This is a genomic window from Nitrosomonas sp. Nm34, assembly GCF_900113925.1.
GTDB lineage: Bacteria > Pseudomonadota > Gammaproteobacteria > Burkholderiales > Nitrosomonadaceae > Nitrosomonas.
This window is the reverse complement of sequence record NZ_FORD01000032.1, coordinates 15,145-29,707: the sequence shown is the minus strand read 5'-3', so window position 1 is coordinate 29,707 and position 14,563 is coordinate 15,145. Positions and strand designations below refer to the sequence as shown.

23 protein-coding genes are annotated in these 14,563 nt (G+C 44.0%); 10 read left to right on the top strand and 13 right to left on the bottom strand.

The window, feature by feature from the left end; translation table 11 throughout:
- Positions 1–147: 147 nt before the first annotated feature.
- The 9 genes from BM283_RS12080 to BM283_RS12040 form a co-directional block, all read right to left on the bottom strand.
- A complete protein-coding gene (locus BM283_RS12080) occupies positions 148–2,091 on the bottom strand; it encodes a phage terminase large subunit family protein (RefSeq protein ID WP_090693451.1) in 1,944 nt (647 codons plus the stop codon).
- Complete coding sequence (locus BM283_RS12075) at positions 2,069–2,605, bottom strand: hypothetical protein (RefSeq protein WP_090693448.1); 537 nt, start codon at positions 2,603–2,605, stop codon at positions 2,069–2,071. Before BM283_RS12075 ends, BM283_RS12080 begins: the two co-directional genes overlap by 23 nt.
- Before the next feature lie 86 nt (positions 2,606–2,691).
- Positions 2,692–3,462: a hypothetical protein gene (locus BM283_RS12070; protein ID WP_090693446.1), complete on the bottom strand. Its 771-nt coding sequence runs from the start codon at positions 3,460–3,462 to the stop codon at positions 2,692–2,694.
- A gap of 52 nt (positions 3,463–3,514) precedes the next feature.
- On the bottom strand, positions 3,515–4,048 hold the full coding sequence (locus BM283_RS12065) for a RusA family crossover junction endodeoxyribonuclease (protein ID WP_090693444.1): 534 nt from the start codon (positions 4,046–4,048) through the stop codon (positions 3,515–3,517).
- A complete protein-coding gene (locus BM283_RS12060) occupies positions 4,038–4,217 on the bottom strand; it encodes a hypothetical protein (RefSeq protein ID WP_090693442.1) in 180 nt (59 codons plus the stop codon). The genes BM283_RS12065 and BM283_RS12060 overlap by 11 nt, the downstream gene beginning before the upstream one ends.
- The gene (locus BM283_RS12055) at positions 4,210–4,491 is read right to left on the bottom strand and encodes a hypothetical protein (RefSeq protein WP_090693440.1); all 282 of its coding nucleotides are present in this window, start codon (positions 4,489–4,491) and stop codon (positions 4,210–4,212) included. The genes BM283_RS12060 and BM283_RS12055 overlap by 8 nt, the downstream gene beginning before the upstream one ends.
- A complete protein-coding gene (locus BM283_RS12050) occupies positions 4,488–5,096 on the bottom strand; it encodes a replication protein P (protein ID WP_090693438.1) in 609 nt (202 codons plus the stop codon). Before BM283_RS12050 ends, BM283_RS12055 begins: the two co-directional genes overlap by 4 nt.
- Positions 5,080–6,075, bottom strand: a complete 996-nt coding sequence (locus BM283_RS12045) for a helix-turn-helix domain-containing protein (protein ID WP_090693436.1) — start codon at positions 6,073–6,075, stop codon at positions 5,080–5,082. Before BM283_RS12045 ends, BM283_RS12050 begins: the two co-directional genes overlap by 17 nt.
- A 20-nt stretch (positions 6,076–6,095) precedes the next feature.
- The gene (locus BM283_RS12040) at positions 6,096–6,836 is read right to left on the bottom strand and encodes a DNA cytosine methyltransferase (RefSeq protein WP_090693434.1); all 741 of its coding nucleotides are present in this window, start codon (positions 6,834–6,836) and stop codon (positions 6,096–6,098) included.
- 132 nt (positions 6,837–6,968) lie between these two features.
- Between BM283_RS12040 and BM283_RS12035 the strand changes: the two genes are divergently transcribed.
- Together BM283_RS12035 and BM283_RS12030 are read left to right on the top strand one after the other, a co-directional pair.
- Positions 6,969–7,337 carry a hypothetical protein gene (locus BM283_RS12035; protein WP_090693432.1) on the top strand — a complete coding sequence of 123 codons (369 nt, stop codon included), beginning with the start codon at positions 6,969–6,971 and terminating at the stop codon, positions 7,335–7,337.
- A 68-nt stretch (positions 7,338–7,405) separates the two neighbouring features.
- Positions 7,406–7,774, top strand: coding sequence for a hypothetical protein (locus tag BM283_RS12030; protein ID WP_090693430.1), 369 nt, complete (start codon positions 7,406–7,408; stop codon positions 7,772–7,774).
- 134 nt (positions 7,775–7,908) lie between these two features.
- Here the strand turns inward: BM283_RS12030 and BM283_RS12025 are convergent, their stop codons facing one another.
- Positions 7,909–8,370, bottom strand: a complete 462-nt coding sequence (locus tag BM283_RS12025) for a phage regulatory CII family protein (RefSeq protein ID WP_090693428.1) — start codon at positions 8,368–8,370, stop codon at positions 7,909–7,911.
- A gap of 62 nt (positions 8,371–8,432) precedes the next feature.
- Positions 8,433–8,801: a hypothetical protein gene (locus tag BM283_RS18155; protein WP_175492124.1), complete on the bottom strand. Its 369-nt coding sequence runs from the start codon at positions 8,799–8,801 to the stop codon at positions 8,433–8,435.
- Between the two features lie 231 nt (positions 8,802–9,032).
- Between BM283_RS18155 and BM283_RS12010 the strand changes: the two genes are divergently transcribed.
- From BM283_RS12010 to BM283_RS12000, 3 genes are all read left to right on the top strand, one after another.
- Entirely contained in the window at positions 9,033–9,737 is a 705-nt protein-coding gene (locus tag BM283_RS12010) for a LexA family protein (protein WP_175492123.1), read from the top strand.
- Between the two features lie 124 nt (positions 9,738–9,861).
- Positions 9,862–10,098, top strand: coding sequence for a colicin E3/pyocin S6 family cytotoxin (locus BM283_RS12005; RefSeq protein WP_090693419.1), 237 nt, complete (start codon positions 9,862–9,864; stop codon positions 10,096–10,098).
- The gene (locus BM283_RS12000; protein WP_090693417.1) at positions 10,091–10,333 is read left to right on the top strand and encodes a hypothetical protein; all 243 of its coding nucleotides are present in this window, start codon (positions 10,091–10,093) and stop codon (positions 10,331–10,333) included. The genes BM283_RS12005 and BM283_RS12000 overlap by 8 nt, the downstream gene beginning before the upstream one ends.
- A 29-nt stretch (positions 10,334–10,362) precedes the next feature.
- On the opposite strand, the gene BM283_RS11995 is transcribed toward BM283_RS12000, so the two are convergent.
- Together BM283_RS11995 and BM283_RS11990 are read right to left on the bottom strand one after the other, a co-directional pair.
- Positions 10,363–11,673: an AlbA family DNA-binding domain-containing protein gene (locus BM283_RS11995; RefSeq protein WP_139225267.1), complete on the bottom strand. Its 1,311-nt coding sequence runs from the start codon at positions 11,671–11,673 to the stop codon at positions 10,363–10,365.
- Between the two features lie 90 nt (positions 11,674–11,763).
- Positions 11,764–12,069, bottom strand: coding sequence for a hypothetical protein (locus BM283_RS11990; protein WP_090693411.1), 306 nt, complete (start codon positions 12,067–12,069; stop codon positions 11,764–11,766).
- Between the two features lie 184 nt (positions 12,070–12,253).
- Between BM283_RS11990 and BM283_RS18900 the strand changes: the two genes are divergently transcribed.
- The 5 genes from BM283_RS18900 to BM283_RS11975 all read left to right on the top strand — a co-directional run bounded on the left by BM283_RS18900 (position 12,254) and on the right by BM283_RS11975 (position 14,562).
- Complete coding sequence (locus BM283_RS18900) at positions 12,254–12,424, top strand: hypothetical protein (protein WP_175492122.1); 171 nt, start codon at positions 12,254–12,256, stop codon at positions 12,422–12,424.
- Between the two features lie 2 nt (positions 12,425–12,426).
- Positions 12,427–12,756, top strand: coding sequence for a hypothetical protein (locus BM283_RS11985; RefSeq protein WP_090693408.1), 330 nt, complete (start codon positions 12,427–12,429; stop codon positions 12,754–12,756).
- Positions 12,753–12,929: a hypothetical protein gene (locus tag BM283_RS18895; RefSeq protein ID WP_175492121.1), complete on the top strand. Its 177-nt coding sequence runs from the start codon at positions 12,753–12,755 to the stop codon at positions 12,927–12,929. The genes BM283_RS11985 and BM283_RS18895 overlap by 4 nt, the downstream gene beginning before the upstream one ends.
- Before the next feature lie 130 nt (positions 12,930–13,059).
- Positions 13,060–13,281, top strand: coding sequence for a hypothetical protein (locus tag BM283_RS11980; RefSeq protein ID WP_090693405.1), 222 nt, complete (start codon positions 13,060–13,062; stop codon positions 13,279–13,281).
- Positions 13,282–13,731: 450 nt separating this feature from the next.
- A complete protein-coding gene (locus tag BM283_RS11975) occupies positions 13,732–14,562 on the top strand; it encodes a PD-(D/E)XK nuclease family protein (protein WP_090693402.1) in 831 nt (276 codons plus the stop codon).
- The last annotated feature ends 1 nt before the right edge of the window (position 14,563 follow it).

Below are 14,563 nucleotides of genomic sequence, written 5' to 3'. Positions count from 1 at the left end.
AATTCTTTAAAAATTGTCTCCCTAACCGTTTCTGACCTTTTGGGAAAATAGACCAGCTCTCCCCCATACTCAAACCGGATGGTCGATGCGATCTCGTCAGCCTTTTCTTTCTCTATGCCATTTTGAATAATCAATTCAGTCATCCTGTCAATTACGTCCACTGCCTCTCCTTCCAGAAAATCTTCCTTTAAGCCTGCCGGAAAATGATCTGCCTCTTTCTCTCTCGATATCCTCTTTAGGCCTGGTGTTGCGCTGTTGCTGCGCAACTGCACTGGTTTGCCCGGCGTTGTTAAGCACGTATGCAAGGGATTGCCAGTCTTTATCAGTGAAGCGATGCGCTCTTATGGTCTGATGATGCAATGCAGCGTAGGCATAAACGAGCGTGTCCAGCGGCTCATTCCTTACCCCAGGCTTTTTGACATAGCGCTTCTTCTGCCTGTCGTATGTCTCTGAAACGATGCCGGCAAAGTAATCATCTGGGAGATCTTCGCTGAAATGGATGAACCTGTCTTCCAGCTCTTTGTCTGCAGCATCGTTTTTCAGGCGGGCAAATAAAACGTGTTTGATCTCGATTGTGCCAACGCTATGCACCATCACGCCCTTCTTATCCAGGCGCCCTTTCCAGGTTACATCCTGCATGCTACCTTTGCTCAATGGCTGAGCGTTTATCTTGGTTGCGCCAAAGATGGCAATGGGGCAAGCAATACGTCTTGCTCTAACAAAGTTCTTTACCGCTTCACCTCTGTGCCCGCCGGTATCAATGGCCGTCGCTACGATAGGTAATTCGTGACCGCTTGCATGCTGTATCTTCGTGTTGAGCAGTGATGTCAGTTTGCCCCATACTTCTTCATTAGCCGGATCGCCTGGAATCTCTACGTAATCAATTACCCATGCTCTGAGATTTGGTCCCCAGCCAACAATCTGTACCGCTAAACGGTTATCCTGAGTATCCACGCCAGCGGTAATCAGAAAGACCCCGCTGGGTGCAATGCGCAACTTGTAACCCTCTGCCCGGTGTTTTAAAGCCTCGTATGTCGCTATATCAGTGGTGCGTTTCCAGCAACGAGCAAGACGCGTGTTGTAGAACACGATCATTTGCTCTTCATTGCCTTTATCTAGTTCAGCTTGAGCCTCCTCATACTGTTTGCACAAATCAGTCCAGCTGTACCAGCCGTAAGGCTGGTACATGGCGCTAATTTCAAAGCTTTCATTTTCAGATTGCTGTTTTGCTTCGGACCATAAGCCGCGCTTGAACATTTTTATTTTGTCTGCTTCTCGATGCATGCCACCGCAAGACTCGCACGGATACATGGCTATACCCTCATCCGTCATTACCAGTCTTTCAAATACAAGCTCCTGCGCATGGCTGCAATGAACGCATTCCGCAAGCGCTACTCGCTGCGTACCTTCCTTATATAGCTTATCAATGCGGCTTTCATCTTCAATGCTTGGGCTTGAGTAATAGTAGGATTTAGCTCGATTACCGAAGGATGTTTGTCTGCTTTCACCTAGTTTTACTGGATCGCCCTCGCCATCTACAGAACTCTCAGATCGATCTATTTCATCGTAGGAAAAATACCTGGCCGGGACTTCCGCCAGGTTTGCGGCGCTTCCAGCAGTAGCGACAAACAGCGATCCTCCCAGGAACTCCTTGATATCCTGTGTGTTAGTCGCTTTCCTGCTTTTAGGGTCAGCCACTCGTATTCGAACAACATCAATAGCAGCTATGTTTTTGTCGATTCTGGAAACTATACGTTTATGAAGTTTCCCGGTAGGCATAACCCAAATAATATTTGACGGATGCTGATGAACGATGTAGCAAAACCAGTTAAGAGCTATTTGGGTTTTGAGCATTTGTGATGCAGCTTTTACTATAATCCGCCTTGCTGGATGACGATCTGACAAACACTGCATTACTAATCTTGCATGCGGAGTACGGCTAATACGATATTTCCCATGCTCGGCTGCTCCAGTCGATCTGGGGATCATCATGTATTCATCAGCCCATTCATCCAACGGCAAAGATGGATCGGGCTTTAATGCATCAGAAATTATCGATATAATGAAATCAGATTCCGCGGTTAAATTCATTTATGTACCTATCGATTGCGCCAGTAATTTCATCAAGGATTATTCTCTCGCACTTGACCGGGTCATCTTCTGCAGCCACATGAACTGAAACATCTCGTGACAATGCGGTTAAACCATCACGAAGCCCGCGAAAAATTCCGAAAACAATTTTCCTCACCTCTTCTTTTTTTATAAGCGTTCCGTTTTGCTCCTCATATTTGAGTTGTGATATCTTTCCGTCCCAGATTTCCTTGAGTCTGCGAGCTTCGTCAAAACTGATATCACTGGTGATAACGTCACTCTTATTTTCACTATCTCTGCCCGGCCCGCTCTCTTTATGTGCATCCGGATTGTATCCAGAGTGCGAGTACTTTTTTATTTGCCTCTCAACCTCTTCGACGTCAAATTTTCCGTCTGGGCCACGCTTATATCGCCCCTGCTGTTCGTGGTACTGAATCGTGCGCATGTGCCAGCCAAGAATCCTCGCTGTTTCCCTGACACCAGCTCTTCTGCCTTTTTTTGTCGATTCGCTCACTGACTAACGTTTTTAATTTTGGATGGCTAGAATTTGAATGGGGCTCGAATTACCCCCACACGCCCCACTCCAGGAAGGACCCGCGATCATTTTGCTGTCCTCATCGCTTCAACCAGCGCTTTGTTGAATTCACTGTCAAACTCCTTCTTGATTATGTTCTCTGCTACAAATCTAAAATCCAATGTCGCCTCGTACAGTGCTGTTGGAATAAATATCAGTATTGGTCTTAGCGGCATAACCGGACCAGAAAACCTGGCTGATGCATGACTTCTTTGGTATATACCTAGAGGAAGCCTTCCGTTTGCTGGGCGCCCAACAAAATAAGAGATGCCCACTCTATTTCTCGTGCCACGCCTTAGCCTTGCCATGGATTCAGCGGTTGAATTGGCTTTGTAGCCTGCTTCTGGAAACGCCTTGAAATATGCGAGTATCTTCTCAATCTGTCCTTTTGAGATATTGCCGTATGCATCAAACGTAGCGCCCTTACCAGGTGTAGCGACATATCCAGGCGGCAATGCTCCAACAGCTCTCAATGCCTTCTCATATCTTTTAAGCCTGCGTTCACCGCCCACAATCTCGGCAGATAATATTTTGCTTGGCGGCACAGCCTTGACTGACTGATCCTTGATGCCCACTATCGCGGTGAGATCATTTTTAGTTGATGGCTTCAGGAATACCGAGTTTTGAATATATGGCGTCGGTCTATCAAACACATCCTTGATCTCTCGCTCCTGAGCTTCCTTGATTTTCTTTGCTGTGCGATTGATTGCCAGCGACATGGCGAATGGAATCTGCTTCATTTGAAGCGTCGTCATCTTTTCGAGCAATTGAGAGAAATCAGCTTTTACTTCAATCATGCTGTCTAATCCAATTTCATAGTTAACATTTCAACCTGTTGCCGAATGCGGATCACCGACATGCCTGCAGCTCCAATTGATCATGTTCAGAGTTATAGCCACAGCCAGGAGAACTTAAAATCCTGTCAATTGTTTCAATTGCTTTTATCTCTGGAATATTCGTGCTGACTGTCACCAATGCGCACGGATTAGTTGAGTACCGTTTCGAAAGGCTAATATTCACTACCTGCTTGTCATCACGCCACACGACTTCATTCATGGCATCGAATAGCGTTTTTATGCAGTTGTCCGTGTCCGGCTTGCTGGTAGGAAGTACACGATGCCCCAATGCTTCCCGCTGTTTCTTCTGGCTCCAGCTGGCGGGTACCATGACGAATAGCTGAATATCCACACTCACAGCATCTTCAATCAAGCCGCACCCTCGCATTGCTTCCTCGGCTTTAACCTTGACTAGATTTTCATAGTTTGCCGTCGCTTCTGGCGTGTAGACTTGCGCGTAACTTTTACCGCCAACTTGCTTCCTGATTCTGGTTTTTGGCCTACCCTTTGCCACTGGATTGCCAGGAACTAAAAAACTAATCTGCATACAATCCCTTATCTTTTTGTTGTTTTTTATACCTTGCGATGCCTGATGCTGTGAAGGCATCGCCCCTTATTTCTATTTCACTAACCTTGACTACTTTTTCCACCGGCTCACTACTTCTCTCTGCCTGATCCGTGCTCTTAACCAGCCTCAGATGACTGCTTCTATTCACTTAAAGAATCCTCACCCTGGCTTCTTGCTGGAGGGAAATATATGAAGTTTTTAGCCTGGTTGCTTTCATTTCCTGTGACAGCCCATTTGCCCTCAGGAGGAAAGTACAAAGGCACGACTCTGAGAGGCACCCTATCAGCAACATCAAAAAGATTTGGCGAGCTGTTCATAAACTCAACCGATCTGTCTAGGTCTTCACGCTCGATTAGAACAGACCCATTTCCAAGGTAAGGATGATTGTTTTTGTCTACGATGCCGTATGCGAAGTGGTTCATGCTGTTGCTCCTTCTTGTTCTCCAGGATTATTTTTTTTCATTTTCCAGGCAGGGATTCTGTCCAGGATCTCTTTGATGCTTGCTAGTGACTGCAATGATGATGACGTGTAATTGCCTTGATCGCGTTTTGGCGCGGCCAGATAACCAGATGGGTTATCGCGTTTCTCGATCACAGATGGTAAGTTGCCAACCGACACGTCATAAATCGCTTTATCAAGCTCTGTTTTCCAGCGAGTTTTGATGTAAGCGTAAGGATTGTTCATGTCCATGCCGATCCTTGCTGCAGCGTGGAAAATGGCTGCATCTGACCATTCATCGCGACCTTCGCCACGCAGTTGCATTTGACTGACTGCTTCATAAAAGGCAGTTTCATAGTCGAGTGAAGGTCGGCATGCTTTCAGGAATTGAGGAAAAGTCGGCGGCCATTCGATATATTTTTTTTTGCAGTATTCAATCGCAACCTTTATTTCATCAAAAGTTATTTGCTCGTTCTCAAATTCTTCTGCCCATGACTCCTTCCAATTCACAAGCTCGTCATGTGATCTAAACTGATCTCTCCATTTACCCGGGTAAAAGGTATCGAGCTTATTAAAAAGATGGTCCATGGGTGATAAGCCTTTGAACACTAGGCTCTTCGTCAACCACATTTCCTTCGATATCGATAATCTTGCCTTCTGGTTCGAGTTTGTTTCCATATCCGTCACCTCCGTTAATTGCGTCAAATGCGTCGAATTTTTTATTTGAAGGTTTTGTAGCAGGTGGGTATTGCTGTCTTTGAATCCATTCAGCTTTAAAGCTTCTCCAGCCGTTTTGGCAGCAGATTTCTAGAACATCAGCAATTCTAATTTTTGCTTTGGCTGCCTCCTTTCTCAGAGCATTCAGACCAGTATCTGTGACAGGTGCTTTTAATTGTTTTCGTAAAATTAGATAGTCATTCCAAATTTGCTCAGGTATGTCATCCGGTCTGTCTATGGCGAATTTTTCTTTCTTTTCTTTTTTATTTATTTTTTCTTTTATTTCTTTATTAAATATATATGGTGGTTCGGGTGTCATGGGTGCTAGGGGTCGCACCGATGCAAGGGGTAGCATGGGCGCTAGGGGTAGACTTTCTTCCGTAGGGGCGTGTACCGCATGAATGCTGGGTTTTGAGGATTTACGGGTAGCATCCATGCTAGGGGTAGCATCTATGCTAGGGGTAGCATCAGTGCTAGGGGTAGCATCTATGCTAGGGGTAGCATCAGTGCTAGGGGTAGCATCAGTGCTAGGGGTAGCATCTATGCTAGGGGTCGCATCAGCGCTACCTTCCGAAAGCTTTTTGATGTTTAATTTGTAATGACGCGATTGACCCGGATTTCCACCATCATGATTAGCGACTACGGTTAAATAACCCTCATCAATAAACTTGTGAATAATTCTTCTGGCCTGAGATTCGCTGGTATTTATCTTCTTTGCTATGCCAGATATTGAAGGGTGCAGACTGCCGCCTTGATCGTTACACCAGTCAGCAAGAGCCAGCATTGCCAGCTTTTCACTTCCACCTCTATTGAAGTTATCCCAGACCAACGACATGACTTTTACGCTCATCTGACTGGCTCCTTATCCTCTTACTGAAATCCTAATAAGGCATTCCATGCCATTGCCGCCACAGCTGGAACTTGTCCATTCCCAATGGCGATAGTTCTGTCCACCCTATAGGCCACGCCATTGCTTCCTCCAAGAATCCAGGATTCGGGTATACAGTCTTTTCTGCCTTGCTGTATTTCGCTAACCACTCGCGCAATGTCAGACCGTTCCCGATTTTGTGTCTGCGGTTTACTTGATAAGGTGTTGATCCCTTGTGATCCGTCGCTGTTGGCGTAGGCAACAAGCCATAAACGCTTCCGGTTGTGATATAGGCCGGCGTCAACCGCTCCCATAATTCCCCATTGCGCATCAAACCCCATGCCGGCAAGGTCACCAAGGATTCTGACAAGTCCTCTGGAAACAAGGAGTGGTGAATTCTCCAGGAACACGAATCGCGGTCGAACTTCATCGATAATGCGTGCCATGTGTTTCCACAATCCAGATTTTTCACCATCGATGCCCGCCCCTTTTCCAGCAACGCTGATGTCTTGGCACGGAAACCCTCCAGATACCACGTCAACAATTCCTTTCCATGGTCTTCCATCAAAACTGCACACGTCAGACCAAATTGGGAAAGGTTTGAGCATTCCATCGTTTTGTCTTTGCGCCAAAACTTGTGCTGCGTAGGCATCACGCTCAACTGCACAGACTGCTCTAAATCCGAGCAATTGTCCCGCAAGTATTCCCCCACCAGCGCCTGCGAAAAGAGCCAGCTCATTCATTTGGCCATCCAAGAATAAAACACGGATAACTCGTCATGAGTAGCCATGCATATGGAATATATTGTGGTCGTTTTCTGTAATGCTGATAGAATATAAAATTCCACTAAAGCATTTAATAACAAAGGAAAAACCATGGAAGAGATATACCTTGTGCATGCTGAAGCGGTAGCCGCAAAAACGGCAATTAACGCAGATGATATTGACATTGTAGATGCAATCATTTTTGTTTCTGCTAAATCACAAGATGAAGCTCGAGCACTCGCAAGTGCTGCGTTGATGGAACATAGTTACCATCTAATAAGGGTTTTTTCAGTTTCTGTACCCACTCTTTCCGCTGTTTTAATGTCGGACACACACTTAATAGCCCAGTACCATGCTGCGGTTGAGTTAGGGTACAGCCTTGAGATAATGGCTCATCCGCGTGACGAGCGGCACCCGGATCATCCTTTTGAGAGTCGCACATTGATATCTCCCATTTTTTACCAGCCAAAAAATCATTAAATTGGCAGTTTCTCCTATGCTGATAAAATAGTAAGTTCCAACAAGCTATTAACAACAAAGGAGAAACCATGAAACTGAGTGGTGATAAGAAATTTATAAACTTATCAATCAATGAAAAATTATCAGCGAACGAACTTTCGACCTTAATATACGAACTGTCACTTCTCAGAGCTGAAATGCTTCCTGAGGTGCCGCATAACCTACCAGTTAGCGGGAATGACAACATGGCATATATGCAGTATGATCCGGCGCTATTCATTACAACTCTTGGAGATAACATCGGATTGGGGTTTAGAGATTCGAGGCTTGGTTGGCTTATCTTCAGTCTCCCCCACAGCAAGGCTTGTAACCTCCGGGACTACCTCATTGCTAATACACAACCCGGAGCCAGCGATCTCTTCAGCAGCAACAGCGGAAGCGATGACATCCTTCATTGATCCGGGAGAATCTGACCCTTCAATAAAAAGTATATTTTTATCGGTCATCTTTATTCACCTTAAGAAAAATCCCCGTAACACCATGCCGAAGGGAAGTCGGCAGTAAGGGAGGAGTTACGGGGCGTCGTCATGTACTACTCGGAAAATCTTTTATAAAGACTGGCTGTCACTTGATGTAAGGCCAGCAGCAGAGGCGCTAGATTTTTACGCTCAAACGCATCAAACTTGCCATCTTCTAGATACTTTGAGCCGGTATTAAGGCAAGCTGAGGCAGAAGCAACCAACGACAGGAAGTGCTTGACCTGCCCCTCTTCGCTTAAGTCAGCCCCTTCCATATCAACATCCATCGTTGTCTGACCCGTTAAGCTGCAAAGCTGAAACATCGTTCTCTTCGCCTGAGCCAGCAAAATAATCTCAACAATCGTGGCAAACGTAGGAGGCGCGCTATCGTGATCAGGATTAAGACCGTTAGCCAAAGTACTGCCATTTAAATCAAGCGCTTCAGCCAAAGCTCTGATTCCTCCCGGGTAGTTCTTGGCATCAGCCTGTAACGCCAGAAACAATGCTCTATGTACTTGCTTGGGATTCCGTTTCACGATTTAACCTCTTATGTTCGCGTTTTCGCTTGTTATCTATTCTTTAATAATGACGTCACCATTTAACAAGGAGTCGCCATGAAATTCTTGCCGCCAGTTAAAGCACCACCGCCTGAACCGCTTGATATGCAGTCTGCTTCAGCTTTAGCCGCAATCATTGAGGCTGTCATACAGGCTGAACGGATCAGGACTGGTAATGAGAAGGTGGATGCTTCGTGTATTGGTGAGACTGTACATAAGTACAATTCAACACCCACAGGTAAAAGTTGATAATCTCTAAAAAATTGCTTGGTAGCTGAATATGGAACTTTTAAATTTTTTCTCATATCATATTTACCTGCTGGTAATTTTTTTAAGCTCTGGCCAGATTTCTTCCCAGTCGTGCGGTCTGAGTTCTTGCCGTGTAACAAGGCCACGAGAGTTCTTTTCAAGCTTGACGCATAGAGCCGCGTTGAAGTTCGGGCCTTTTGATATCGCTTTCCTTAGATAGTTGATGGATGTCCCGCACCGGAATGCAAATTGCTCTCTCTCTTTATCTGGTAGGGTTTTTATAAATTCGCTTAGCTGCATTTTTGTACAAATATTTAAACTCTATGCTCTGCATTTTACCCATGGGTAAATACAGAGTCAATACCCATAGAATATATACCCGAGGGGCTAGCATGGTTTATCTTATTGATATGACGAAAGAAGAAAGATACGAATTTAGGAGAGCCTGCTTGATCAAATTATTAAACGAGCAATGCGGGGGGATAAAGTCCAGCTTAGCCAATAAATTGGGTAAATCTCCCGATTATGTTGCGCGCATGCTTTACCCGCCGGGTAAGAAAGGAAAAAAAAATATAGGAGAAGATCTGGCTGAAGAGATCGAAAAGGTATTTCCTGGCTGGCAAAATTTGTCTGTCGCCAGAGAACAACAAGCCGGAAAAGCCAATATAATACCAATCCCAAACAACAATAAAGTGCCGCTAATAAAGTGGCATGAAATACAGGAGTATATGGGGATGATGGTGGCTGGTAATCTTGCTGATTATCCGGGAACGCAGCTATGTCCGGCTGATCACGGGGAAGGGACTTTTGCGGTAAGGGTTCAAGGGGATTCGATGTATAACCCTACCGGATTAGATTCGTTTAGGGATGGCGATATTATATATGTAGATCCAACAAAAACACCAAAGAGCGGGTCTTTTGTTGTGGTTGCTATCGAAAACAACGGCTGCATGTTGCGCAGATTAATAATTGATGCTGGCAAATTATATGTGCATGCAATTAATCCAGACTGGCCGCAGAAAATAACAGAGATCAGCGAAGGCATGAAAATATGTGGGGTCGTAATATTCTCAGGAAGAGAGCCGCAAGTTATCTAAATTAGCTGAGATATGAATCAGTAATACTACCAAGCGCCGCTGTTTGTAGATCTGATACGGGGCGGCGTGATGCGGCTTAAATGGAAATTTTCTTGTTGTTTACTTGTCTCAATATGGAGCATAATTGGCGCCGCCAAAACCAATTCCGAGTCCATCAATTTTAGATAACTGCGAGTACCTTGGAGCTATTTATGGCGAGCGACGTTGGCGCTCTAAAGATGGGCAGCGCTTGTATACATGGGACTCACTTCATGGCGAAATAGAAGTGTTTAATAAGCGTGGCAAACATCTTGGAGCAATTGATCCAATCTGTGGCAGCCTTATTAAGGATGCTATCCCAGGGAGAAAAATTGATGTCTAACTTTATAGAGAAATGTCTTGTCGGAGAGGCCATCCTTGATGATATTGATGATTACATTGAAGAATGGCACGACACAAACCCCGGCATACCATTGCATCAATTCCTTGGCATGAATCGATCCGAGTATTCTTTATGGGTTGCAGAGCCATGCGTTCTTCCATTCATCCTCAAGGCACACCGCCAGAATAGAGATGTATCGGAGGTTTTAGATGAAGCTGATGCTAAAATCAACTAGTGATGGCCTAGGAAAGGTGTAGTAAATATTTACTCTTCTCTTATGTCGTAAGAAAAAAATTCTTTTGTTTTAGCGTGGATTATCTGATTAACATCTATGCTATAGCTAAAAGATCGTTTACTCTTGGATGGCAATACTCCTATTCTTTCATTGATACTTGCAATCACATCTTCATTAATATTCCTGAACACTATTGCAATAACTAAGTTTTTAAAATTACGCCCCGATAGATTTTCAACTTCACCTCTATATCTTACATACGTATCCGATTCAGAAAAGTTATCGATGACAAATTTGTTTATTTGTATGCCACCGCCGATCTTGCCTGTATATTCTTTCATAATTTCTGAAACAGAATAAGCAGGATCCGCGTTTTTTAGAGCGTTGCGTAGTGGTTCAATATCAACCTCTGTGGCATCGCAAACATTCGAATTTGTAACTACAGCCGCAGTTAACTTATTATTCTGAGCTAGAAACACGTCAATAGCAGAATGCAATCCATTGTAGCCAACGTCTGCTGGCAGATGAAAACCAAGCATTTCCATGTAGGATCTTGTTTGACTTGGTAAGACTGCTTTTGTTTGTATATTGCCTGTATCTAACCATTCAACGGTTGGGGTAGGAAAATTGGTGCGAATAATTACTCCGTCTCCGGTTATTCTCTTTCCGTCAAGGGCTAGATCAACATGCCAATGTGTAGGGGTAATATCACCGATATTTGTAATATCAAATATCGCAAGCACATGGAAAAAAAATGATTCTTTAGTGCTCAGTGTAAGAATGACTTTTGCGTCAGAGAGAGTTGCTGTAAGAGTAGGAATTTTTTTTCGATTTCTTATGGCCTCCAAGTAGAAGTGAGGAGCTGGCTTAGAATGACCGCTTACACGATAATAATATATCATCGTGTAAATTGATTGGAATGGCGCAAGAACGGAGTCATCAATATCAATCACAATAATTACTTTGTCATTTTCAGAATCAAGTTCTTTCGGTAATGGGATTTGATGTACGCGAAATTTAGTTGGTACTGGCTGAACTAAATTAGGAATAATCTGTTCTAGCCATTCACGTGTATAAGCCCTGCCCTTGAAAAACATGGGCAGTCCAACCATATCCCCGTTATCTTCCACCCCAATAACTATATGACCGCCACCAGAGTTAGCAAAAGCTGAAAATGCTTTAGCGAGCGTCGATTTGAAGTCGGTGTTAAAGATCAATTCTCCGCTTTTTCTATCAAAATAATCATGTTCACTATCTGGCAGCGCGCTTATTTCATCTAGAGTCCATTTCTCACGAAGCATTATGGTGATATTTCCTTTTATAGATTGATAGATTGCCAATATTGTTATTTCATACAACCTCCTATTATTTTATATTCATGCATAAAATGGTATGACTACTTTTAATGTGCCATTAAATATTCAACTTGACTAAATCACTACCTTGGTTTTTCTTCGACCATACCTTGATTCTTCTATTTTGCTGACCAGCTTCTCAAGCTTATTCACATTATCGTGGTATATAAACTCAACATCTTTCAACGCACATTTGCATGTGCCATCTGCTTCACGCTGATAGCGTTTATGTGACTTCACAAAAACTATAATGTGACGCATGTAAGCGATTAAATGTCGTAGCTCCTCTATGTCATTTCTATGCAGCCCCATCCTAGGCTGAGGAATAATAGGCTCCTCAACTTTTCTTACCCTACCCCACCACTTCTTTAATAAGTTCATAACAATTCCTTGAGTTAGTCGAGAGCTAATTATAGCAAAATTTACCCATAGGTATTGACTTGTTTTTTACCCATAGGTAACATTACCCGCAGTTAAAAATAATTATTCCTGACGCACCAGAAGCGTTTTCATTCTCTCGCACCAACAGGGAGTTCTGGAGCTCGGCAGATTTTTAGGAGGGATTATGGGAATAGAGCAATTGCCAAAGCGCATCACGTTTGAATTCACAGGCGAAATTAGACACGGGTATCCCGGTGAATATTGGATGGGTATAGATGGGTTATTACGTCCTGTTTTTGTAGAGAAGTCAGATCGTGAATGGCCAATTTATCGAGTAGTCGAGTTGGAGAAATGATTATGGAAACTGAAAAAATAGATGTGCCGAAGATTGATGGATGGGAGTGCATAGGGTTAGTTAGACCTAACGATAATTTGCCATGCAAGTTTGTATCTTTCAATGAAAGAAACGAGCCATACCTATCCGATGCAACTATCTTGAATAGTTCCCATCGAGTTTGTTACCGCAAGTCAAAGCCGAGCCGCGTAACTCTGGAGCTATCCAATGAGAGCGGATTTCCTGAAATAGGAGAATACCTACGCAAACCAGACGGACATTACGTGTTAACGCACAGCAAACACATGATATGCAGAGGCGAAGTCTGGCGCATAGTCGAGGAGCAATCATGAGATCAACCATCACAGTCAAGCCCCTACCGAACTTCCATATAAAAGTAACATGGCTTGGCGGCTTATACACCAGCACCAAGATGCTGTTCCCCAATTCAGCAGCTGCTCAAACATGGGCCAGAGATCAGTTTGGCATTGAGCCAAAGATCAGAGTGGAGCCATGCGCGAATTAATCCAGCAGATTGTATTTCAGTTAATTGTCGGGGTTCTGTACGTGGCGACACTGGTTTGCACATTACTTTCAGTTGACGATGTTTATTTTCCATTGGTTTTGGATTCAATCAAGGAACAAGGATGCTGCTCATGAATATCAACTCAGGAATGAAAGTGAGATTTCACCCGATCATAGGAGGCAGGCACGATGGAAATCTTTACGAGGTTAGATGTATTGGGAAGCTGTATGGCCGTGACTATGCCTGGCTTGAAGGTAAAGCTGATCCGGTTGATATGCGAGCTCTAAGCAAGCCGCAGCCCGGACAAGATAATTATGTAGGAAGCCGATTAAATGTATACCTGCCAGACTGAGGATGAGTAATTGAAATGGAGCTTACTGCAATGATTGAGCACGTGCTTCCCTTAATTTATGACATCTGCTGGAGCCACAACGAAAACCAGAGATTGTGGGCTTATCTCAGGACACTTCCTAATCTCAACAACTCTTACAGGAACAGGGGCACGTGTCTCAGGATTAATAAGGCAAGGTCGAGTGATTAAATCCCCTTCATTCGGCAGCGTACAAGATGAATCACATAATGAATCACATAACTTTTGACTATATAAAACTTTACCGTCATCCCATGGATATACAGCCCATATTACATCAGGTTCAACCATTGTCGTCTCTCAGCAACATTTGTGAAGTGAATGTAAAGGTTATAACAAAATTATGATATTGACAAATTCCACACTTATTCAGCAAAAAGATAATAAAAAAGCTTACAAGATTCTTGCTGATGCTGAGCATAGGAGAAAAAAATGAGCGGCCAACCTTTTCCAATTCGCGCCAGTTCACTCTCTCCTTTATTCGAGTGCGCCCACCGCTGGGAAGCAATCTACATTGACAGAATGAGAAGCAGTTTTGGCCGTAGGGCAGCATTAGGAACGGCCATTCACGCCGGTGCTGAGGCATTTGATATAGCAAGAATCAATGGAGAATCAATTTCCGTGGACGAGGCCTGCATAGCATTCATGGATGAGTTATCCAATCAGGAAGAAGGGGTAGATCCTCGAATAGATAACTTGTCCATCAAAGACAGCCAGGCAATAGGGATTAAGCTAGTTTCTGACTACTGCAACCATATTGCACCTAAGTTCCAATACGTGGCTGTAGAGATGGAAACTAAGCCATACGACATTAACTGTGGACATGGTGTGACTATCCGGCTGACCGGCAAATTAGACCGCGCAAGAATCCATTCATATCAAGGAGGAACAGGAATCACTGATTTAAAGACAGGCAAAAAGGCAGTCATCAAAGATGAGGAAACAAGACTACCCAAGGCCAACATAGCAGGCCACGGTGCCCAGGTAGGGATTTATGAATTGCTATATGAATTCACGACTAGCGACAAGATAACTGCGCCTGCTGAAATCATCGGGATGAGTACGGAATCTTCACATCAGATTGCAATAGGCACGATCAGCAATGCAAAGCAGATTGTAACCGGCACCGACATTCAGCCAGGCCTCCTGGAATTTGCGGCTGATATGTTTGCAAGCGGCAAGTTTCCACCAAATACCAAGTCCATGCTGTGCAGTTCCAAATACTGCCCGCGCTGGAATACATGCGCCTATAGAGAAAGATAAT